Below are 20,151 nucleotides of genomic sequence, written 5' to 3' on the forward strand. Positions count from 1 at the left end.
GTCAGGCATCCGCTCCCAGCGCGCGCAGCAGGCCGCGCGCCTTGGCCCGGGTTTCCGCCAGCTCCGCCTCGGCGACCGAATCCACCACGATACCGGCACCGGCACGCAGGCTCACCGCCTCGCCGATCGCGGTGAAGGTACGGATCAGGATGTTGAGGTCCATGTCGCCGTTCAAGTCGAGATAGCCCAGCGCACCGGTGTAGGCGCCGCGCGGCGCCCGCTCCAGGGCGGCGATGATCTCCATGCAGCGCACTTTCGGGCAGCCGGTGATGGTGCCGCCGGGAAACGTCGCCGCGATCGCCTGCCCCGGCGTGATGCCCTCACGCAGCCGGCCGCTCACGTTGGAGACGATGTGGTGCACGTGCGCGTAGCTCTCCACCGTCATGCATTCATCGACGCGTATCGTACCGGGCACGCACACCCGGCCCAGGTCGTTGCGCTCCAGGTCGATCAGCATCACGTGCTCGGCGCGTTCCTTCGGATGCGCCACGAGTTCGTCGATGCGCGCGGCCTCGTCCTCGCCCGGCAGGCGCGGACGGGTGCCGGCGATCGGGCGGGTCTGGGCCACGCCATCGCGCACCTCGACCAGCCGCTCTGGCGAGGAACTGACGATCGCCCAGCCCGGCTGCTGCAACAGCCCGGCGAACGGCGCCGGGTTGGCTCGACGCAGCGCGGCATAGAGCGCCGCCGGCGCGGGCGCCGCGGCATAGGTCGCGCGCCAACGCCGCGAGAGATTGACCTGGAACACGTCGCCGGCACGCAGATGGGCGTGGATGCGCGCCACGCCATCGAGAAAATCGGCCGAATCGTCTTCCGCGATTTCCATCGGCGCCGGTAGTGACATCGGCGCCGGCGTCGACGCGAGATCGGCGGCCAGCACGTCGAGCCGGTCGGCATGAGCGGCCTCGGCGACCAGCCAGGTGCAATCGCGCGCATGATCGACGATCGCCGCCACCGGACAGCGCAAGGCCAGCGCCAGCGGCAAGGCCGGCTCGTGCGGCAGCTGCAGCCGGGGTTCGAGACGTGCGGCCATCTCGTAGGCCAGGAACAGTACCCAGCCGCCGTGGAAAGGCAAGCCGTCGGCCGCAGTCGGCCGGCGTTCGCGGCGCCAGGCGGCATCGAGCGCAGCGAGAAAGTCGTCGCCGGGCACTGGCGTCCCGTCATCGGACAGAACGCCATCGGCCGTCAAACACAGCCGCTGCTGCGGAAACCCGAACAGGAGGTCGTAGCGCGCCTGCGCGGTGCCCTGCGCCGCGCTCTGGAGCAGGGCGGGATAGCGCGCCGGCCGGGCCGCGGCCGCGGCGAGCAGATCGGGCCGTCCCGGTCGACGCCGACAGACGATGGCATCCACGTCAGAGGCGGCGGAACGCCAGCGTGCCGTTGGTGCCACCGAAGCCGAAGGAGTTGGAGATCGCGATCTCGATCCGCGCCTCGCGCGCCATGTTCGGCACGAAATCGAGATCGCAGCCTTCGCCCGGCTCGTCCAGATTGATCGTCGGCGGCAGCACCTGGTCGCGCATGGCCAAGATGGTGAAGATCGCCTCCACCCCGCCGGCGGCGCCGAGCAGGTGTCCGGTGGTGGATTTGGTCGAGCTCATCGCCAGCTTGTAGGCATGCTCGCCGAACACTTTCTTGGCCGCCTGGACCTCGCCGAGGTCGCCGAGCGGCGTGGAGGTGCCGTGCGCGTTGATGTACTGCACCTGGGTCGGCGCGATGCCGGCATCGTCCAGCGCCGCCTGCATGCAGCGCGCGGCGCCCTCGCCGCCCTCGCTGGGCGCGGTGATGTGATAGGCGTCGCCGCTCATGCCGAAACCGATCAGCTCGGCATAGATGCGCGCCCCGCGCGCGCGGGCGTGCTCGTACTCTTCCAGCACCAGCACGCCGGCGCCGTCGGAGAGCACGAAACCGTCGCGGTCCTTGTCCCACGGACGGCTGGCGCGGGTCGGCTCGTCGTTGCGGGTGGACATGGCCTTGGCCGAGCAGAAGCCGGCCATGGCCACGCCGGTGGTGGCGTATTCGGCGCCGCCGGCCAGCATCACGTCGGCATCGCCGTACTGGATCATGCGCATGGCCAGGCCCAGGTTGTGGGTGGCCGTGGCGCAGGCGGTGACGCAGGCGATGTTCGGCCCCTTGATGCCGAACATGATCGACAGATGACCCGACACCATGTTGATGATCGAGCTCGGCACAAAGAACGGCGACACGCGCCTGGGCCCTTTCTCGTGCATCTCGATGGTGGTGGCCTCGATAGTGCTCAGGCCGCCGATGCCCGCCCCCACGGCCACGCCGATACGCGCGGCGTTGTCAGGTCGCACTTCCAGCCCGGCATCGCGGATGGCCTGCACCCCCGCGGCGATGCCGTAGTGGATGAACGGGTCCATCTTCTTGACTTCCTTGGGCGCGATCCACTGCGTCGGATCGAAGTCGCGGACCTCGCCAGCGATGCGCGTCGCGTAGCCGGTGGTGTCGAAATGGGTCACCGGTCCGATGCCGCTGACGCCATCGAGGATGTTCTTCCACGCAGTGGAAAGGTCATTGCCGACCGGCGAAATGATGCCCATGCCGGTCACGACCACACGTCGTTTGCTCATGCTGCTGTCCTTCGAGAATGCTTGTGCGGCAATCGGACGGAAGCCACCTGCCGGCTCGCCGTCGCCTGCCGCGCCGCGTACCATACGGGATCGGACGTTACCGTACGCGTAAACGAAAACTGCGCCCTTGGACGGCGCAGCTTCCGAGAGGTGCCGTTGGGAAATCCCGCCGCGACACGGCGGGCCAGCGGTCATTCCTTGGCGTGGGCCTTGATGTAATCGACGGCCTGCTGCACGGTGGTGATCTTTTCGGCGTCCTCGTCCGGAATCTCGGTCTCGAATTCCTCTTCGAGGGCCATCACCAGCTCCACCGTGTCCAGCGAGTCGGCGCCCAGGTCGTCGACGAACGACGCATTCGGGGTGACTTCCTCTTCCTTCACGCCGAGCTGTTCGACGACGATCTTCTTGACGCGCTCTTCGATGGTGCTCATGTTGCCAAACCTCCCAAGTCGATGACGTGCGCCGGTCTCATGTCCGGCAAAAAAGTCGGCGGATTGTAGTGGCTGACTTTAAGGGATGCCACGTTCCGCCGTGATGACGCCCAACCCCGGAAGGCCGGCGCGAAAGAGTTATTGTCGCCGAAAACGCGCCGCCTGGCGACCCGCACTGCAAAAAAGCGGATGCACGTCCCGCTTCCTTCGCATCCAGCTCGCCCGGCGGCACCGGGCTCAGGGCATGTACATGCCGCCGTTGACGTGCAGGGTCTCGCCGGTGATGTAGGCGGCCGCCGGCGAGGCGAGAAAGGCCACCGCGCGGGCCACGTCAGCGGCCTCGCCCAGTCGGCCGAGCGCGATCTGGCCGAGCAGCGCCTCGCGCTGCGCCTCGCCGAGCGCCCGGGTCATGTCGGTGTCGATGAAGCCGGGCGCGACCACGTTGACGGTGATGCCGCGCGAACCCACCTCGCGCGCCAGCGACTTGGAAAACGCGATGATGCCGGCCTTGGCCGCGGCGTAATTGGCCTGGCCCGGGTTGCCGGTGAGGCCGATCACCGAGGCGATCGAAACGATGCGGCCCTTCCTCGCCTTCATCATGCCGCGCAGCACCGCCTTGCTGGTGCGGTAGACCGAGGTGAGATTGGTGTCGATCACCGCCTGCCAGTCCTCGTCCTTCATGCGCAACAGCAGCTGGTCGCGGGTGATGCCGGCGTTGTTGACCAGGATCGACACCGACCCGAGCTCCCTGGCGACGGATTCCAGCAGCGCGTCGACGGCCGCGCCGTCGGTGACGTCGAGCACGCGCCCCTGGCCGCTATGGGTGGCGAGCCGGTGGGTGATCGCCGCGGCGCCGGCGTCGCTGGTGGCGGTACCGATCACCCGGGCGCCCTGCGCCGCCAGTTCATCGGCGATCGCCGCCCCGATGCCGCGACTGGCGCCGGTGACGAGCGCGATTTCGCCCGCGAGGGGTTGGTTCATCGCAATTGTCCTCATGACCGTAGGGAAAAGGTTTTACGCACGCCAGGCGGCGAGTGCCGCGTCCAGCTCGCCGGGCGTGCCGAGCGGGCGCACGTCGATGGTTTTGTCGATGCGCTTGACCAGGCCGGTCAAGACCTTGCCCGGGCCGCATTCGCCGATGCGGGTGGCGCCGGCCTCGACCAACGCGCGCACGCAGGCGCTCCAGCGCACCGGCAGGTAGAGCTGACTGACCAGCGCCGCGCGGATCGCATCGGGATCGGCATGCACGGCGGCATCGACGTTCTGTACGACCGGAATGCGCGGCGCATGCCAGGCATAGGCCTGCATCGCCTCGGCCAGCCGGTTGGCGGCCTCGCGCATCAACGGCGTGTGCGAAGGCACGCTGACCGGCAGCTTCACCGCCTTGCGCACGCCGCGTTCGGCAAGCAGCGCAAGCGCCTCATCGACCGCCTCGACATGGCCGCCGATCACCACCTGTCCCGGCGCGTTGTAATTGGCGGCGGCCACCACATGCACGCCGGAGGCCTCCGCGCAGACCGCCTCGACCAGCGCATCCTCGGCGCCGAGCACGGCGGCCATCGCACCGGAGCCCTCCGGCGCGGCGGCCTGCATCGCCTGGCCGCGGATGCGCACCAGATGCGCCGCATCGCGCAAGGCGATGACTTCGGCCGCGACCAGCGCCGCGTACTCGCCCAGGCTGTGCCCGGCCAGCCGCGCGGGAACCGGACCGCCCCGCTTGAGCCACACGCGCCAGACCGCGATGTCGGCGGCGAGCAGCGCCGGCTGGGTGTATTCGGTGCGGTCGAGCAAGGCCTGCGGACCGCCCTGCGACAACGCCCACAGATCGACGTCGGCGCCCTCCGAGGCTTCGTCGAAGGTGGCCTTCACCTCGGGATGGAACTCGGACAGTTCAGCCAGCATGCCCAGGGATTGCGAGCCTTGGCCGGGAAACACGAAAGCGAGCTTGGAATCGGTGGAATTCATGCGTGCAAGACAAACCGGGCGCCAAACCCGCGATGGTGCCAGCATCAGCGCCGGCACGCATCCTCCATGACGTTCAGGGAACACCCCCTCGAAAACATGCGCCGGATGCCCGCACAGAACCGCCCTGCGCAACGCGGGGCAAGTTTTGGTGGCATCCTCGGCCTCGGCCGCTCTTCAAGGACTGCCTTCATGCGTATCGCCTTCATCATCGCGTGGTCCGTGCTCGCGCTGGCCAGCGTGGACGACATCCATTCGCAGACCCTGCCCGATTACGTCGCCAAGGCCATCGCCGACCCCGCCCGCCGTGCCGATCGCGTCGACGATGCCCGGCGCCATGTCGGCGAACTGATGATGTTCAGCCGGGTCAAGCCCGGTGACAAAGTGCTGGAGCTCATCCCCGGCAATGGTTACTTCACGCGGGTTTTCAGTGCCGTGGTCGGGCCGCGCGGCCACGTCTACGCGCTCTGGCCCAACGAGTACGCCCGCGTCGATGCGGCAGGGCTGGCCGCCTCGCGCGCGCTGGCGGCCGACCCCCACTATGCCAACGTCAGCGTGCTGACCCAGCCGGCGGCCTCGCTCAGCGTGCCCGAGCCCGTGGACGTGGTGTTCACCGCGCAGAACTATCACGATTATCCGGATGCCTTCATGGGCAAGGTCGACCTGCTCGCCTTCGACCGTCAGGTCTACGCGGCCCTCAAGCCCGGCGGAGTGTTCGTCGTCATCGACCACGCGGCGGCCGCGGGCACCGGCCTGCGCGATACCGACACCCTGCACCGGATCGATCCGGCCGTGGTCAGGCAACAGGTGGAGGCGGCCGGTTTCGTCTTCGACGGTGCCAGCGACGTACTGCGCAACAGCGCCGACCCGCACGACATCCCGGTGTTCGACCACTCGATCCGCGGCCATACGGACCAGTTCGCCTTCCGTTTCCGCAAGCCTGTGCACTAGACACTCTCTTCAAGACACGAAGCCAAAGCGCGCGTCGTCGCATACCATACGGTCGACAGTTTGCTGGTCGCGAGGGAAAGCCCATGACGGACATTGACGCGTTGCTCGAGCCCATCACCGAGAACTCGCCCTGCGGCGAGGACTTGTCCTTCTCCCTCGAGTTCGATGCCATTCTCGAGGCCCGTCGCAGCGATGATGCGAGCCTCGATCAGGGCGAGTGGGTCACCGACTTGAAAACTGCCGACTGGTTCGCGGTGTCGCGCCAGTGCGGACAGTTGCTGCGCACGCGCAGCAAGGATCTGCGTCTGGCGGTGTGGCTGGCGGAGGCCATGACCCGCATCGATGGCTTTGCGGGCCTGGCCGACGGCTATCGCCTGGTGGCAGGGCTGTGCGAACGTTACTGGGACCAGATTCATCCGATCCCCGAAGAAGACGATCCGAACCAGGAACTTCGGATCGGCAATCTCCGCTGGCTGTTGACGCAGTCCATCCAGTGGATGCGCGCCATCCCGCTCACCCAGGGGCCCCAGGGCCGCTACGACGCGGCGACGGTGGATGCGGCGATCCGCGGCCATGGCGGCGACGGCCAAGGGGATTATCCGGACCAGGGCCGGATCGATGCGGCGCGCAACGCCACACCCTTCGAGTTCTACCAGCAGCTCACGGAGCAAATCCCCCTGGCACAAGAAGCGCTGAGGCACCTCGAGTCCATCGTCGATGCAAAACTCGGCCAGGATGGCCCGAGTTTCGCCGCAACACGCGATGCGCTCGAGCACGTCAGCGGCATCGCGCTGCGCATGGCGGCCTCCTCCGGCGTGGCCATGCCGGTCGCTGCCAATCCACCACCGCTCCCTTCGTCCACTGGCGGCGCCGAGCCGCCGGTCGCTGCAGCGGCGACCCCACGGTCAAGCAACGGCGAAATCCAGTCGCGGCGCGAGGCCTTGCAGCAACTGCGTCAGGTGGCCGAGTTCTTCCGTCGCACCGAGCCGCACAGTCCCGTCGCCTATCTGGCGGACAAGGCGGCACGCTGGGGCAACATGCCCTTGCACGTCTGGCTGAAAACGGTGCTTAAGGACAATCCAGCCCTCGCCCAGCTTGAGGATCTACTCGACGTGCCGGACAGTCAGTCGGACCAGGGCTGAGGCAACCGGCCCGGACTGTTGATCGAATCGAAAGCGAGCGGGGCCGAACGCAGGGCTGCCATCAGTTCTTGAAGCTGACGGTTCAATCGCCGGCCGCAGTCGGGCAGGCCGGCGTCTGGCCCTGGTATTTGGCACAGATGCGCTGACGGCAGCGCACCCCGGCCACCGTGTTCGCTGGCGGACAAGCCTGCATGCGTCGTTCGACGGGATCGGCGGAAATCTGCCGATCGGCCGCCTTGCGGATCGCGGCGCGTTCTGCAGGCGATGTTTCCTCGACGTGTTCGAGCAATGCTGCAAGCAGGGCCACGTCGGAATCGCCTGATCCACGGATCTTGCGCAGCACCGCATGCCGTGCATTCGGGGACGTTTTTTGCGCCGCCTGCTTCGCAGAGGGGGAAGCCTGTTCCGTACGCGATTCCATGGGATTGAAAATCGCGCTCAACGCCTGCGCATCGGCATTCGGCGGCGGCGCAGGCGTGCTTGCGGCAGCGGCGGCTTCATCGGTCGCAGGCATGATGGCCGCCGTGCCGTCGGGCTTGGCCCCGCCATCGGCTTCCGGCTCCTGCGGCGGCTCGGCGACCGCAAGCGTCGTGGGGGGCGCAGAGACAGCCCGCGTAGCGCTTTCGGGCCGATCGGAAGGCTGCCGCAACCAGGCTAACAGCGCAGCGGCGGACAGCAGGGCAAACAGGCCGGCGAACGTGATCCAGCGCACGCGTGCGCGTGCCGGACGTGGCTTTTCAGCGCCCGCTTCCGCCAGAGTGCGCTGTTGCGCATTCGCGGTGCGTTGGGGCGGCGCGTCCGCATCGAGCAAGCTCGGCGACCCGGATAATCAGCCTTTCGCCGGACAGGGCTACAAAATCTTTTTTGCTGACGGCACAGTCATCTCAGGCAAGCTGGATGCCCAGGCGTCGCTGCCCTCGCCGGCGGCGAAGGGCGGGGCGGCGCGGCCGTTGTAGCCATCGATACGCTTGCGGACCCGCCCTGGGCTCCCTGGCAGGACATTGTCACCGCCGCCTCGATGCCGTTGATGTGGGCGTAGATATAAAAACCAAATTTCAATAGACATTACAATATTACTACCAATAATAGAGAGGGCAGAATATTTTCAGCAATCTGTCGTAATAATTGACGCCACGAGTGGCGTTGTTTATCCAATGCCAATAGATTTTTATTCTGGATACGCCAATAAAAGCGAAGGAGCTGCTGATTTTGGAAAAATCAATTACAATCCAAACGAAGACAAAATATGTATTGAAGGATCAATATTTGTATATCGAAGCGAAAAGGATGGAATTTTTTGCTTTAATTTTGACGGGAATACTTTTCAGGACACCACACCACCTATATGGACATTGATTGATATCCGTCATGCCACTTACAATCTTGAATACGTTGCTTTTGCTGACATCAATATACTCGCACGAGTTACCGGGATTGAAGACGTGCGTTGATCATGCATGCGAAATCCAATTGGACAATAATGGATATCTAATAAATGAAATCGATGCAAAAATATTCAAGCATCCCACGGAACAGACCATGTTTAATTCGTACACCCTCTTCAAAAGCAAAAATAAATTTATCCTCGAATCAGAAAACACAACTTCGTCAAGGAATTGGTCTGTGATTGTATTCAATTACTCCAATAATAAAATATTTGCCGAACGCTACATTTCATTATCTAGAAACATATCTTCACCGAATGAAAATATAAACCCAAGCGTCATCCATTGGATTGGCAAAGATTGCAGAGGCAATCTGGCACTCGACGATTCAAAAGATCCATTTGATGCCGCCCTCGCACTTTGTGGAGATGAGACCAAAGAAGACGAAGTGACCATACCTAAGACAAACTCCATAAAAAGTGCTTCCGCGAAGGGATTAGTGGTTACTATTCCTGTTTATGGTGGATCATCCAGTCAGGCAGCCATCTATTTCTTCCCTCAAAGCCAAGAACCCAACGCCGCATCTCTGCTTTGCATGTCTAATTGCGGGCTAGACGATTCGCAATTAACGCTCGGCGGTGTCATCGGCCACTCATTGTGGATTGATATGCAGCTACAAGAAAATGGAACAAATAAATATGCTGGAACATATTTTTATACCAACAAAAAAATAAATATACCGGTCGAAGGTTATATGAAAAATAATTATTTTAAAATTAATGAGTTTGAGTCTGCTTTTGCTAAAACCTCAACAAGTGATAATCCATCGGCCACCTTTAATCTTATGCGCGAAGGCGATTCGTTTATAGGCAACTGGACATCCAGATCGAGCAAGAAAACGTTTGACGTATTATTGGCACGACGAATATATTGACTCATCGGCACCGCCCCGATCGCCGGCGGGCTCACCCACACCGCCAGCCGCGCCCGTCCCGAAGGCAAAAGACAAATAAAATACCATCTCGAGCGTTTGAGCGCGCGAAGGAATGATTTTACGCTCCATGGATTAGCTCAGCAGTCGCTGAAGCCAGGCAACATAGCGGTCGACGAAGCCTTGCACGAACTTGCGCGTGTCTTCGTTGCCGATATTTCCCTCTGCATCGAGCAATCCTTCGCTGAACTTGATGAACACCTCCGGCTGGGTCAGCAGCGGAACATCGAGATAGGCGAGGACGTTGCGCAGATGCTGTTGCGCGAGCGCGCTGCCGGTGGCGCCGATCGAAGCACCAATCACTGCTCCAGGTTTGCCGGCGAAGGAGTTGGTGCCCCATGGCCGCGAGCCGATGTCGAGCGCGTTCTTGAGCACGCCGGGCATCGAGCGGTTGTATTCGGGCGTGACGAACAACAGCGCGTCGGCGGCTTCGATCTGCTGCTTGAGGCGTTTGCACGCAGCCGGATAATCGGCATCGAAGTCCTGGTTGTAGAGCGGCAGGTCATCGATGCGCACGTGCTCGAACACCAGGTCGGCCGGCGCCAGCCGCTCGACCGCGCGCGCCAGCCTGCGATTGATCGATTCCTTGCGCAGACTGCCGACCAGCACCGCCACCTTGTATCCGCGCATGGCTTGCCCTCATCGCGAAGAGACTAAAAACCCATCTTGTCGGGCCGGCAGCTAAATTTTTGTGACTAAATGCAAGCGGACCTTGCGGCCAGGCCGCGCGCCGCGGCGACGACGTCGGCTTCGCCGGGCAGCACCAGGAACGCCGCGCCGGCGAGCGGCGTGTAGGTATCGGCGCCGACCACGCGCACCAGCGGCGTCGCGCCGCAGCCTGCCTCGACGATGGCGGTGATGATGCCCTCGCCGACACCCGCGCTCTTGCGGCCCTCGTCCAGCACCAGGATGCGTTTGGCCGTCTTCGCCTGCGCGGCGATGAAGCCATCGTTGAGCGGCACCAGCCAGCGCAGATCGACGACACGCACCTTCCACTGCAGTTCGGCCTGGATGGTCCGCGCGGCGCGCAGCGCCATCGGCACGCCGTTGCCGAAGGTGAACACCACCAGATCGTCGGCCGTTTCGTCGTAGACGCGCCCCTCGCCGAGCGGCATCGCCTCGCAGGTCGGCGGATAGGCGAACTGCCATGCGCCGTCGCCGGCTTCGTACAGGTCCTTGGTCATGTACAGCGCGATGGGTTCGAGGAAGGCGCACACGCGACCGTCCACCTTGGCCAGCGCCATCAGTGTGCGCAGCATGGTCACCGCGTCATCGCCCCGGCTCGGGCAGCCGACGACGAGACCGGGAATGTCGCGCAATGCCGCGATCGAGTTGTCGTTGTGGAAATGTCCGCCGAAACCGCGCTGATAGCCCAGACCGGCGATGCGCATCACCAGCGGGTTGCGGTACTGGCCGTTGGAGAAGAACTGCAGCGAAGCCGCCTCGCCGCGGATCTGGTCGCAGGCGTTGTGGAAATACGCCAGGTACTGGATCTCCGGGATCGGCAGCAGGCCCATGTTGGCGTAACCCTGCGCCAGGCCCAGGATCATGGTCTCGTCCAGCAGCGTGTTGAATACGCGGTTGCCCTTGAAAGTCTTGTACAGGCCCTTGGTCACCGTATAGACGCCGCCCTTCTGCGCCACGTCCTCGCCGAACAGCAGCGCCTCGGGATACTTGGCCAGAAGATCGTGCAGCGCCTGGTTGATCTGGATGGCCAGATGTCTGGGCGGCTGATGCTCGGGCAGCTTGTCTTCACCACCGAAGACCTTGAGCCTGGCCTCACGGTAATCGTCGCGACCGGCCTCGGCCTGCACCGCCGCGGGCGTATACGGCGCAAGCGGCGCCATCACCTCATCCAGCGTGGTGAGTTTGGGGCGGCGATCGGCCTCCTCGGCGGCGGCGAAGCAGCGCTTGCGGATCGATTCATAAAGTTCGAGCAGGGACGCCTTGGTGTAAAGCCCGGACTGAAGCGCGATCGCCGCCGAACGCAGCAGAGGATCGCTCGCCTCCAGCGCCACCAGTTCCTCGATGCTGCGCCATTCGATCTCGAAGTCGGTACCGGCATGGCCCATGAGGCGGGTGGTGGCCAGGTGCAGAAAGGTCGGTCGACGCGTGGCGCGGCAATGCTCGACCGCGCGCTGCACCTCCCCGTAGCCGACGGCGAGATCCAGCCCGTCGGCGTGGAAATAATCCAGATCGCGGCGATGGGCGAAATTGGCCGCGATCCAGCCCGCCGGTGTCTTCACCGAGATGCCGATGCCGTTGTCCTCGCACACGAACAGCACCGGTGCGGGCAGCTTCTGGTAGGCCGTCCAGGCCGCCGCATTGAAGGCCGTCTGCGCAGTGGCGTGGTTGGCCGAGGCGTCACCGAAAGAGCAGAGCACGATCGAGTCATCGGGTATCGGCAAGGTATGGCCGATGCGCTGGGCCTGTTCGATGGCAATCGCGGTGCCCAGCGCCTTGGGCAGGTGCGAGGCGATGGTGGAGGTCTGCGGCAATACCCACAGCGGCTTCGATCCCCACACCTTGTGACGGCCGCCGGAGGCCGGGTCTTCCTTGCTCGCGGCGAAGGACAGCGCCGAATCCATCACCGGGTCCATGCCGGGCAGCTTGCGGAAGCGCTCGGCCATGAACGCGCCCGAGCGGTAGTGCAGGAAGGCCGGATCGGTGTACCGCGTCAGCCGCGCCAGCATCGCATTGCCTTCGTGCCCGGAAGATCCGATGGTGTAGAACACCTTGTTCTGCACGCGCAGCACGCGCGCCATCAGGTCCAGATGCCGCGAGATCAGCTGCGATTCGAACAGCTCGCGGAAGCCGCGCGCATCGAGCGCGCTGCCGGGCAGCACAGGCTCGTCATCGCGCGGCGGCGCATGTGCCTCGCCCTGCCACGTCTCCACGAACTCGATGAAGTTGCGGTCGACGATCTCGGCGCGGTTGAAGCCCTTGTGGCGGGCGGGAATGGTCTGGGGAATGGACATGGTGTACTCGCAAGTTCAGGCCGACATCGGCACGAAGCCTGGCTGGGCGCGCACGCGCTCCAGCCAGGCGCCGATGCGCGGCCAGCGGGAAAGCTCGAAGCCGCCCTCGGCGGCGCAGTGCGTATAGGCGAACAAGGCGATGTCGGCAACGCCGAACGCGCCGCCGCTGAAGAACGCCTCGGCGGCGAGATGCTGTTCCATCACGTCGAGCGCGCGGCCGCCGCGCTCAATCAAAGCCGGCACTTCGGCTTGGCGGGCATGGTCGGCCGGAAGCCAGCGGCGGATGAAGCGGGCCACGGCGATGTACGGCTCGTGGCTGTACTGCTCGAAGAAAAGCCATTGCAGCGTGCGGGCACGCTGCCATGCATCCGCCGGCAGATAGGGCGTGCTCTCGGCGAGATAGCAGAGGATCGCGTTGGATTCGGCCAGGCGCCGGCCATCGGCAAGCACCAGCAAGGGCACCTTGCCGTTCGGGTTGAGCGCGAGGAATTCGGGCGTGCGGGTGGCGCCGGTCGTGCTGTCCGTGTCGATCCAGCGGCAAGGGCGGTTCAGCATGCCGAGGAGCCACTGGACCTTGTAGCAATTGCCCGAAGCACGCAGGCCATACACGGTGGGCATGGCATCGCTGTTTTGGCGGATATAGCGTGTTGGCCAACACGCCGGAGGTTGACGGGCGGGCCACTCTTCGCGCGTCTGCGCCCAGCATTGGCTCGGCGCGTCCGCGTAGGGCGGCGGCAATCGGCACGGCCCGCGCAGATGCGAGCCGAGCCGGCGCGCCAGGGCTTGCGATGGCGCATTGTCGGGATGGATGGAATGGATCACCTCGTCCCAGCCCAACGTCGCGAAGGCCCAGTCGATCGCCGCCCTGCCCGCCTCGGTGGCGTAACCGCGCCCCCAGGCTTCGCGCATGAACACCCAGCCGATTTCATTGCCTGGCCAGCCCTCCGGCCGCCACGGGCCGAGCTGGCCGATCCACGCGCCGCTGCTTTTTTCCACCACCGAAAACATGCCGTAGCCCTGCACCATCCATGCGCCCGGCATTTGCAGGAACTTGCGCCAGGCAGCGGCACGCGGCAGACAGCCGCCGATGTAACGGGTGGCCTCGGCATCCTCATGCAGCGCGGCGTAGCGATCGAAATCCTCGGCGCGAGGCAGGCGCAGCAGCAGGCGCTCGGTTTCGATCCGGATGTCGGCGATCGCCATGGCAGAAAATCCCGTGTGTCTCGTATCGCCGGTGCCGTCGGTCCGCGCGTGCGGAAAGATCAGAACGCGTTGATGCCGGTCAGCTCGCGCCCGACCACCAGCTGATGCACCGTCTCGGTGCCCTCGTAGGTGATCACTGATTCCAGGTTCAGCGCGTGGCGGATAGCGACGTGCTCGGTGGTGATGCCGGCGCCACCCAGGATGTCGCGACACTCGCGGGCGATGTCCAGCGCCATGCGTACGTTGTTCCACTTGGCCAGCGACACCTGCGTCGGCTGCATCGTGCCGGCATCCTTGAGCCGCCCCAGGCGCAGCGACAGCAGCTGTGCGGTGGTGATGCGGCGGGCCATGTCGGCCAGCTTGATCTGCACGGCCTGGTTGGAAGCAAGCGGACGGCCGAACAGCACGCGCTCGGCGGTGTAGTCCAGCACCTCCTTGAGGCAGGCCTGCGCGGCGCCGATCGGCCCCCAGGTGATGCCGTAGCGCGCCTGGGTGAGGCAGCCCAGCGGCCCCTTGAGTCCGCGCACCGTCGGCAGGCGCTGCGTTTCGGGCACGCGCACGTTGTCGAAAAACAGCGCGGAAGTCACCGAGGCGCGCAGGCTCATCTTCTTCTTGATTTCCTGCGCGGCGAAGCCCTTGCTGTCGGTGGGCACGATGAAGCCCTGGATGCCGTCCTCGGTCTGCGCCCACACAATGGCAATGTGCGCGAGGTTGCCGTTGGTGATCCACATCTTGGCGCCGTTGATGACCCAGTCGCCGCCGTCTTTCCTGGCGTGGGTCTTCATGTTCGCCGGATCGGAACCGCCATGCGGCTCGGTGAGCCCAAAGCAGCCGATGATCTCGCCGGCGGCCATCTTCGGCAGGTAGTGCAGCTTCTGCTCTTCCGTGCCGTAGGCGTAGATCGGATACATGCACAGCGAGCTCTGCACCGAGGCGAAGCTGCGCAGGCCCGAGTCGCCGCGTTCGAGTTCCTGACAGATCAGCCCGTAGCTCACGCCGTTCATGCCTGCGCAGCCGTACTTCTCCGGCATGGTGGCGCCGAGCAGGCCGAGCGCGGCGATCTCCGGGATGAGTTCCTGCGGGAACCGGCCCTGGTCGAAACAATCGCCGATGATCGGCAGCACGCGCTCGTCGACGAAACGGCCGACGGTGTCCTGCACCATGCGTTCTTCCTCGCTGAGCTGCGAGCGGACGTCGTAGAGGTCGAGCGGATCGAGACGGGCGGCCATGGCTGATTTCCGTAGCGTCATGAAAATGTTGCATGCTAGCGGTTGCCCGCATGGCGGTCACGCCCCCCAGGGCGACGCAGGCGGCGTCCCACTCCCCCCAAAAACCGCCACCGCATCGCATGCGTCGGCGCCCGGCATCGATGGAAGGCTCATACGGCTCATGTTGAAAGGTGTGCTTTTAGGGTTTGCGGCCTTTGCGGCCTATGCGATCAGCGACGCCTTCGTCAAATCCCTGCGCGGCGCGGTTCCCGCCTACGAGGCGGTCTTCATCGGCGCCCTACTCGGCCTGGCCGCCTTGCCCTTCATCCGCTCGCCGGGCGACCGCTGGCGCGATGCCTTCACCGCCAACCGTCCGGCGCTGTGGTGGATCCGCGCCGTGTCCGGGGCGATCTCCAACATCGGCTCGGTCACCGCCTTCACCCTGCTGCCGATGGCCGAGGTGTTCTCGCTGATCTTCCTGATGCCGATCTTCGTCACCTTGCTGTCGGTGCTGTTTCTCAAGGAACACGTCGGCTGGCGGCGCTGGACCGCCGTGGTGGTGGGCTTCATCGGCGTGCTGGTGGTGCTGCGCCCGGGTTTTCGCGATCTGGGCCTGGGCCATGCGGCGGCGATCGCCTGCGGTCTGGCCAGCGCCGCCTCGGTGGTCGCCCTGCGCCTGGCCGGCCCGCACGAGAAACGCCTCAGCCTGTACGGCGCGGGCATGACCGGGCCGCTTTTGATCGGCGGTGCGCTGATGCTGCCGCACTTCGTCTGGCCGAACGCCGGGGAATGGCTGCTGCTGGCCGGCTACGGCCTGCTCGCCGCCTTGGCCGGGGTGCTGCTCATGTACGCCACGCTGCTCGCCCCGGCGGCGCGCGTGGCCCCCACCCAGTACAGCCAGATGCTATGGGCGATCGGCTTCGGTTACTGGCTGTTCGGCGACCATCTGGACTGGCCGATGCTGATCGGCATCGTGCTGATCCTGGGGGCCGGGCTGTTCACCCTGGTACGCGAGGAAAAGGTCACGCCCTGGTGGCGGCGCACCAAGGTGATCTGACCTGCCGCCGGATGGCTTGCCGTCAGCGGTTGCCGACGCCGTGCGGCACGTGGCCGGTGGCGACGTGGCGGCGCGCCGATTCGACGTTGGCGGGGGAATCGTCGAAAAAGATGTCGGCGCCGAAGGCGGCCAGGAACGGCCCCTTGTCGCGCCCGCCCAGGAACAGTGCCTCGTCGATGCGCACGCCCCAGCGGCGCAGGGTCAGGATCACCCGCTTGTGCGCCGGCGCCGAGCGCGCGGTGACCAGCGCGGTGCGGATCGGCGAAGTCTCCGCGGGGAACGCCGCCTGCAGGCGATGCAACGCGCTCAGGAAGCCGCGGAACGGTCCGACCGACAGCGGCTCGTCGGCATGTTCGGTCTCGTTGCGGTGGAAGGCTTCCAGGCCCTCCTCGCGCGACACGCGTTCGCCCTCGTCACCGAAGATCACCGCGTCGCCGTCGAAGGCGATGCGCAACTGCTCACCCGCCCGCGGTGGCGCGCTCGACGGCAGGATGGTGGCGGCGGCGACACCGGCGGCGAGCGCGCGACCGACGTCCTCGGCGTTGGCGGACAGAAACAGATCGGCGCGAAACGGCGCGATGTAGTCCGAAGTCGGCGCGCCGGAGGTGAAGGCCGCGCGGCTGATGGCCAGGCCGTAATGCTGGATCGCGTTGAAGATGCGCAGGCCGGTATCGCCGGAGTTGCGCGAGAGCAGGATCACCTCCACCGGCGGCACGTCTCCGGCCAGCTTGTTGAGCGCAAGCAGCTTCTGCACCAACGGGAATGCCACGCCGGGCTTCAGGATCTCGTTCTCGTGGGCGATCTGGTAGGCGCGGTAGGCATCCAGCCCCTCGCGTTCGAACAGGGCATGGCTTTCGGCCAGGTCGAACAAAGCGCGCGAGGAGATCGCCACCACCAGGCGGTTGTCGCCGGCGGCGGCGGGATCGTGGACGTCTGCGGCGGATTTCACGGCGGCTTTTCGGCCCTTGCAACACCGACATGGAATCTAGCAAAAGCGCCCGCCGTGGGCTCAATCCTGCGCGAACTGCTCGTCCAGGATGCGCTGCTCGAGCTTGTGCTCGGGGTCGAACAGCAGGCGCACGCTCTGATCCTCGGCCTGCACCACGGTGACCTCGGCCACGTCACGCACCTCGATGTAATCCGCGGTGGCGCTGACCGGGCGCTTGTCCGGATCGAGCACCTTGATGTCCACCCGGGTGCGGTGCGGCAGGATCGCACCGCGCCAGCGCCGCGGCCGGAACGGGCTGATCGGCGTGAGCGCGAGCACGTTGGCATCCAGCGGCAGGATCGGCCCATGCGCAGACAGGTTGTAGGCGGTGGAGCCGGCCGGCGTGGCGACCAGGATGCCGTCGCAGACCAGGGTCGGCAGCTTCACCTCGCCGTTGAGGCGGACCTCCAGATGCGCGGCCTGGTTGCTCTGGCGCAGCAGCGAGACTTCGTTGAAGGCCAGGGCCTGATGCGTCTGGCCGCCGACGTCGATGGCCTGCATCTTGAGCGGATGCAGGATGGCCGCGTGGGCACGCAGGATGCGTTCGGGCAGGCCGTCCAGATGGAACTTGTTCATCAGGAAGCCGACCCGCCCGAGCTTCATGCCGTAGACCGGCGCGGTCAACGCGCCATGCGCATGCAGGGTGCGCAGCATGAAGCCATCGCCGCCCAGCGCGACGATGACCTGCGCCTCCTCCGGCGGCACGTCGCCATAGCGCTCGATCAATCGCTGCCTGGCCTGCTGGGCGTGCGGGGTTTCGCTGGCGACGAAGGCAAGGCGCATGGACGGATCGCTGGCGGAACGGGGCCTACAGCCTACGGCATGGCTGGGCCGCTGTCCGCTGCGATCAGCCCTTGTCGTGCTCGCCCGGCAGCAGACCTGCCACAAGATCGCGCAGGGTCTGCCGGATCACGCCGATTTCGTCTGGATCGCCTTTGGCCATGGCACTCATGTAGGCCTTGGCCTGCGCCCAGGAAATGTGCGGCGGCAGCGGTGGCACGTCCGGATCGGCGGCAAATTCGAGCAGCACCGGCCGACCCGCGGTGAAGGCCGCTTCCCAAGCCATGCCGATGTCTTCCGGACGGTCGACCTGCATGGCCTTGAAGCCGAGCATCTCCGCGTAGCGCGCATAAGGAAAGTCCTCTACGTCCTGCGCGGCGGAAAACTTGGGGTCGCCGGCCAGCGCGCGCTGTTCCCAGGTCACCTGGTTCAGGTCGCGGTTGTTGAGCACCATCACCACGAAGCAGGGATTGCTCCAGCGCTTCCAGTACTGCTTGACGGTGATCAGCTCGGCGTTGCCGTTCATCTGCATGGCACCATCGCCGACGATGGCGAGCACGGGGCGGTCCGGGTAGGCCATCTTCGCCGCGATTGCGTACGGCACCCCGCTGCCCATGGTGGCGAGCTTGCCCGAGAGCGAGGCGAGCATGCCCCGGCGCAGGCGCAGGTCGCGCGCGTACCAATTGGTGTGCGAACCGCAATCGCCGCAGACGATGGCGCGATCCGGCAGGCGCGGCGAGAGTTCCCAGAAGATGCGCTGCGGGTTGATCGGGTTCGCCGGTTCCATCGCCTTGGCTTCCAGCGCCCGCCACCACTTGCGCACGTTGAGCTCGATGCGCTCGCGCCAGGAAGGGTTGTCCTTGCGCACCAGCAGCGGCAGCAGGCGCCGCAACACCGCGGCGCTGTCGCCGATCAGGTTCACTTCGGTGGGATAACGCATGGATACGTTGCGTGGATCGATGTCGATCTGCACCGCGTGCGCCTGGCCGTCGGCCGGCAGGTATTCGGCATAGGGAAAGGTGGTGCCGACCATCAGCAGGGTGTCGCAATCGTCCATCATCTGCCAGCTCGGCTTGGTGCCGAGCAGACCGATCGAGCCGGTGACCCACGGAATGTCATCGGGCAGCGCCGCCTTGCCGAGCAGCGCCTTGGCCACGCCAGCACCGAGACGTTCGGCGACCTCGATCACCTCATCGGCGGCACCGAGCGCCCCGGCACCGATCAGCATCGCCACCTTTTCGCCGGCATTGAGCACCTCGGCCGCGCGGCGCAGTTCGTCGTCGCTCGGCACGGGATGCGCGGCTGCATAGCCGATGCCCGAATAAAGACTGCCATGCTTGCGCGGCGGACTCGGCACCGCCGGCATTTCCTGCAAGTCGTTGGGCACGATCACGGCGGTGACGGTGCGCTCGGCCGCCGCGATACGCAGCGCGCGATCGAGCACGTGCCGAACCTGCGCCGGCGTGCTCACCATTTGCACGTAGGAGGCCACGTCCTTGAACAGGCTGACCAAATCCACTTCCTGCTGATAGTCGCTGCCCAGCGTGCTGCGTGCCTGCTGGCCGACGATGGCGAGCACCGGCACGTGATCGAGCTTGGCGTCATACAGGCCGTTGAGCAGATGGATCGCGCCGGGCCCGGAAGTGGCCATGCACACGCCGACCTCGCCGGTGAACTTGGCGTGCCCACCGGCCATGAACGCGGCCATTTCCTCGTGCCGCACGCGCACGTAGTCGAATCGGTCGGCCACGCGACCCATCGCGCCCATCAGCCCGTTGATGCCATCGCCCGGATAGCCGAACACGCGCTTGATGCCCCATTCGCTGAGGCGTCTGAGAATGAAATCGCCGACAGTGTCGCTCATGCTGTGGACCTCGCTCGTCTCGTATCGCGATGACTATGGCTGGGATGACTGCCATCGCTCGATGAGCGAAAAAAGATGCATGCCCGCAGGTTGCCTGCCGGTGAAAGAAACACCACGCCAGGACCGACATTCATGGAAACGTCAGCGCCAGCCCCAAGGCGCCGGCCGCCGGCCGACCCTCGCGGGCCAGGTAATCGACCGGCGCCCACACCAGCAGCAGCGCAAGCCAGGCGAAGCCAGCCACCGCCACCACGCGCATAGCCGGCATGGGCGCCGCCATCACCACGGCGTGGTCGTCAGCGCTGGGCCTTGGCGGCGAGGATGCGCTCGATACCCTGCCGCGCCTCGTCCAGCGAGCGGTAGGCGGTGGTCTCGTCCACTGCGATGTGCCGCTCGCCGACGTCGATGCCGACCACGTTGTAGCTGCCGTCGGCAAGCCGGTGCAATCGCGCCCGATAGGCGAGTCCGCCGGTCGTGGTGCCCTGCAGGTTTTCGGTCTGGATGGCCATCTCGTTTCGCTCCGCTCGAAAGATCGGCGGCGCCGCGCCGCCGCGTCCACAGCTTCGCCGGCGCAGGGTCGGCGTGGTGTGAGCCCGTCGTCGAGACGAGGTCGCCACGAC

The 20,151-nt window shown here is 65.5% G+C and carries 20 protein-coding genes and 1 pseudogene; 5 read left to right on the plus strand and 16 right to left on the minus strand.

The annotated features are described in order from the left end of the window. Position 1: 1 nt before the first annotated feature. The 5 genes from ALSL_RS07865 to fabD all read right to left on the minus strand — a co-directional run bounded on the left by ALSL_RS07865 (position 2) and on the right by fabD (position 4,987). Positions 2-1,342: an aminodeoxychorismate synthase component I gene (locus ALSL_RS07865; RefSeq protein WP_126540137.1), complete on the minus strand. Its 1,341-nt coding sequence runs from the start codon at positions 1,340-1,342 to the stop codon at positions 2-4. Positions 1,343-1,352: 10 nt separating this feature from the next. Further along, positions 1,353-2,591 carry a beta-ketoacyl-ACP synthase II gene (fabF, locus tag ALSL_RS07870; RefSeq protein WP_126538042.1) on the minus strand — a complete coding sequence of 413 codons (1,239 nt, stop codon included), beginning with the start codon at positions 2,589-2,591 and terminating at the stop codon, positions 1,353-1,355. Between the two features lie 191 nt (positions 2,592-2,782). Then, the gene (gene acpP, locus ALSL_RS07875) at positions 2,783-3,022 is read right to left on the minus strand and encodes an acyl carrier protein (RefSeq protein WP_126538044.1); all 240 of its coding nucleotides are present in this window, start codon (positions 3,020-3,022) and stop codon (positions 2,783-2,785) included. 237 nt (positions 3,023-3,259) lie between these two features. Then, positions 3,260-4,003 (minus strand): 3-oxoacyl-ACP reductase FabG, encoded by a 744-nt coding sequence (gene fabG / locus ALSL_RS07880; protein WP_126538046.1) that lies wholly within the window; start codon positions 4,001-4,003, stop codon positions 3,260-3,262. Positions 4,004-4,036: 33 nt separating this feature from the next. Beyond that, the gene (fabD, locus tag ALSL_RS07885) at positions 4,037-4,987 is read right to left on the minus strand and encodes an ACP S-malonyltransferase (RefSeq protein WP_126538048.1); all 951 of its coding nucleotides are present in this window, start codon (positions 4,985-4,987) and stop codon (positions 4,037-4,039) included. Positions 4,988-5,176: 189 nt separating this feature from the next. Between fabD and ALSL_RS07890 the strand changes: the two genes are divergently transcribed. Both ALSL_RS07890 and tssA read left to right on the plus strand, forming a co-directional pair. Beyond that, positions 5,177-5,935 (plus strand): class I SAM-dependent methyltransferase, encoded by a 759-nt coding sequence (locus ALSL_RS07890; RefSeq protein WP_126538050.1) that lies wholly within the window; start codon positions 5,177-5,179, stop codon positions 5,933-5,935. 101 nt (positions 5,936-6,036) lie between these two features. Continuing rightward, on the plus strand, positions 6,037-7,077 hold the full coding sequence (tssA, locus tag ALSL_RS07895; protein WP_331457713.1) for a type VI secretion system protein TssA: 1,041 nt from the start codon (positions 6,037-6,039) through the stop codon (positions 7,075-7,077). 82 nt (positions 7,078-7,159) lie between these two features. On the opposite strand, the gene ALSL_RS07900 is transcribed toward tssA, so the two are convergent. Beyond that, entirely contained in the window at positions 7,160-7,888 is a 729-nt protein-coding gene (locus ALSL_RS07900) for a hypothetical protein (RefSeq protein WP_126538054.1), read from the minus strand. A 343-nt stretch (positions 7,889-8,231) separates the two neighbouring features. Between ALSL_RS07900 and ALSL_RS07905 the strand changes: the two genes are divergently transcribed. Beyond that, positions 8,232-8,528 (plus strand): hypothetical protein, encoded by a 297-nt coding sequence (locus ALSL_RS07905; RefSeq protein ID WP_126538056.1) that lies wholly within the window; start codon positions 8,232-8,234, stop codon positions 8,526-8,528. An 88-nt stretch (positions 8,529-8,616) separates the two neighbouring features. Continuing rightward, on the plus strand, positions 8,617-9,396 hold the full coding sequence (locus ALSL_RS07910; protein WP_126538058.1) for a hypothetical protein: 780 nt from the start codon (positions 8,617-8,619) through the stop codon (positions 9,394-9,396). 132 nt (positions 9,397-9,528) lie between these two features. On the opposite strand, the gene ALSL_RS07915 is transcribed toward ALSL_RS07910, so the two are convergent. From ALSL_RS07915 to ALSL_RS07935, 5 genes and pseudogenes are all read right to left on the minus strand, one after another. After that, positions 9,529-10,083, minus strand: a complete 555-nt coding sequence (locus ALSL_RS07915; RefSeq protein ID WP_126538060.1) for an NADPH-dependent FMN reductase — start codon at positions 10,081-10,083, stop codon at positions 9,529-9,531. Between the two features lie 65 nt (positions 10,084-10,148). Then, positions 10,149-12,431, minus strand: a complete 2,283-nt coding sequence (locus ALSL_RS07920; protein WP_126538062.1) for a thiamine pyrophosphate-dependent enzyme — start codon at positions 12,429-12,431, stop codon at positions 10,149-10,151. 15 nt (positions 12,432-12,446) lie between these two features. Then, positions 12,447-13,049: a glutathione S-transferase family protein gene (locus ALSL_RS07925; protein WP_126540139.1), complete on the minus strand. Its 603-nt coding sequence runs from the start codon at positions 13,047-13,049 to the stop codon at positions 12,447-12,449. Positions 13,050-13,253: 204 nt separating this feature from the next. Continuing rightward, positions 13,254-13,634: pseudogene (locus ALSL_RS07930) on the minus strand (GNAT family N-acetyltransferase); the annotation flags it as partial. 59 nt (positions 13,635-13,693) lie between these two features. Continuing rightward, entirely contained in the window at positions 13,694-14,863 is a 1,170-nt protein-coding gene (locus ALSL_RS07935) for an acyl-CoA dehydrogenase family protein (RefSeq protein ID WP_126538064.1), read from the minus strand. 160 nt (positions 14,864-15,023) lie between these two features. Here ALSL_RS07935 and ALSL_RS07940 point away from each other — a divergent pair, with 160 nt between their 5' ends. Next, entirely contained in the window at positions 15,024-15,899 is an 876-nt protein-coding gene (locus ALSL_RS07940; RefSeq protein WP_126538066.1) for a DMT family transporter, read from the plus strand. A 22-nt stretch (positions 15,900-15,921) separates the two neighbouring features. Here ALSL_RS07940 and ALSL_RS07945 read toward each other — a convergent pair whose 3' ends face one another. The 5 genes from ALSL_RS07945 to ALSL_RS07960 all read right to left on the minus strand — a co-directional run bounded on the left by ALSL_RS07945 (position 15,922) and on the right by ALSL_RS07960 (position 20,040). Beyond that, positions 15,922-16,848, minus strand: coding sequence for a 5'-nucleotidase (locus ALSL_RS07945; protein WP_126538068.1), 927 nt, complete (start codon positions 16,846-16,848; stop codon positions 15,922-15,924). Positions 16,849-16,908: 60 nt separating this feature from the next. Next, the gene (locus ALSL_RS07950) at positions 16,909-17,670 is read right to left on the minus strand and encodes an NAD kinase (protein WP_126538070.1); all 762 of its coding nucleotides are present in this window, start codon (positions 17,668-17,670) and stop codon (positions 16,909-16,911) included. Positions 17,671-17,734: 64 nt separating this feature from the next. Next, positions 17,735-19,531 (minus strand): thiamine pyrophosphate-requiring protein, encoded by a 1,797-nt coding sequence (locus ALSL_RS07955; RefSeq protein WP_126538072.1) that lies wholly within the window; start codon positions 19,529-19,531, stop codon positions 17,735-17,737. 130 nt (positions 19,532-19,661) lie between these two features. After that, complete coding sequence (locus ALSL_RS13580; protein WP_161970942.1) at positions 19,662-19,799, minus strand: hypothetical protein; 138 nt, start codon at positions 19,797-19,799, stop codon at positions 19,662-19,664. A gap of 28 nt (positions 19,800-19,827) precedes the next feature. Beyond that, positions 19,828-20,040, minus strand: coding sequence for a hypothetical protein (locus ALSL_RS07960; RefSeq protein WP_126538074.1), 213 nt, complete (start codon positions 20,038-20,040; stop codon positions 19,828-19,830). Positions 20,041-20,151 lie beyond the last annotated feature (111 nt).

Origin of the sequence: Aerosticca soli (genome assembly GCF_003967035.1) — a bacterium.
Taxonomy (GTDB): domain Bacteria; phylum Pseudomonadota; class Gammaproteobacteria; order Xanthomonadales; family Rhodanobacteraceae; genus Aerosticca; species Aerosticca soli.

Coding starts and splice junctions, on each gene's coding strand:
- ALSL_RS07910 (WP_126538058.1), top strand. CDS start 8,617: ATGTTTAATTCGTACACCCTCTTCAAAAGCAAAAATAAATTTATCCTC.
- ALSL_RS07960 (WP_126538074.1), bottom strand. CDS start 20,040: ATGGCCATCCAGACCGAAAACCTGCAGGGCACCACGACCGGCGGACTC.
- fabF (WP_126538042.1), bottom strand. CDS start 2,591: ATGAGCAAACGACGTGTGGTCGTGACCGGCATGGGCATCATTTCGCCG.
- ALSL_RS07955 (WP_126538072.1), bottom strand. CDS start 19,531: ATGAGCGACACTGTCGGCGATTTCATTCTCAGACGCCTCAGCGAATGG.
- ALSL_RS07915 (WP_126538060.1), bottom strand. CDS start 10,083: ATGCGCGGATACAAGGTGGCGGTGCTGGTCGGCAGTCTGCGCAAGGAA.
- ALSL_RS07905 (WP_126538056.1), top strand. CDS start 8,232: ATGCCAATAGATTTTTATTCTGGATACGCCAATAAAAGCGAAGGAGCT.
- ALSL_RS07940 (WP_126538066.1), top strand. CDS start 15,024: ATGTTGAAAGGTGTGCTTTTAGGGTTTGCGGCCTTTGCGGCCTATGCG.
- fabG (WP_126538046.1), bottom strand. CDS start 4,003: ATGAACCAACCCCTCGCGGGCGAAATCGCGCTCGTCACCGGCGCCAGT.
- ALSL_RS07925 (WP_126540139.1), bottom strand. CDS start 13,049: ATGCCCACCGTGTATGGCCTGCGTGCTTCGGGCAATTGCTACAAGGTC.
- ALSL_RS07950 (WP_126538070.1), bottom strand. CDS start 17,670: ATGCGCCTTGCCTTCGTCGCCAGCGAAACCCCGCACGCCCAGCAGGCC.
- ALSL_RS07890 (WP_126538050.1), top strand. CDS start 5,177: ATGCGTATCGCCTTCATCATCGCGTGGTCCGTGCTCGCGCTGGCCAGC.
- ALSL_RS13580 (WP_161970942.1), bottom strand. CDS start 19,799: ATGCCGGCTATGCGCGTGGTGGCGGTGGCTGGCTTCGCCTGGCTTGCG.
- acpP (WP_126538044.1), bottom strand. CDS start 3,022: ATGAGCACCATCGAAGAGCGCGTCAAGAAGATCGTCGTCGAACAGCTC.
- ALSL_RS07935 (WP_126538064.1), bottom strand. CDS start 14,863: ATGGCCGCCCGTCTCGATCCGCTCGACCTCTACGACGTCCGCTCGCAG.
- fabD (WP_126538048.1), bottom strand. CDS start 4,987: ATGAATTCCACCGATTCCAAGCTCGCTTTCGTGTTTCCCGGCCAAGGC.
- ALSL_RS07920 (WP_126538062.1), bottom strand. CDS start 12,431: ATGTCCATTCCCCAGACCATTCCCGCCCGCCACAAGGGCTTCAACCGC.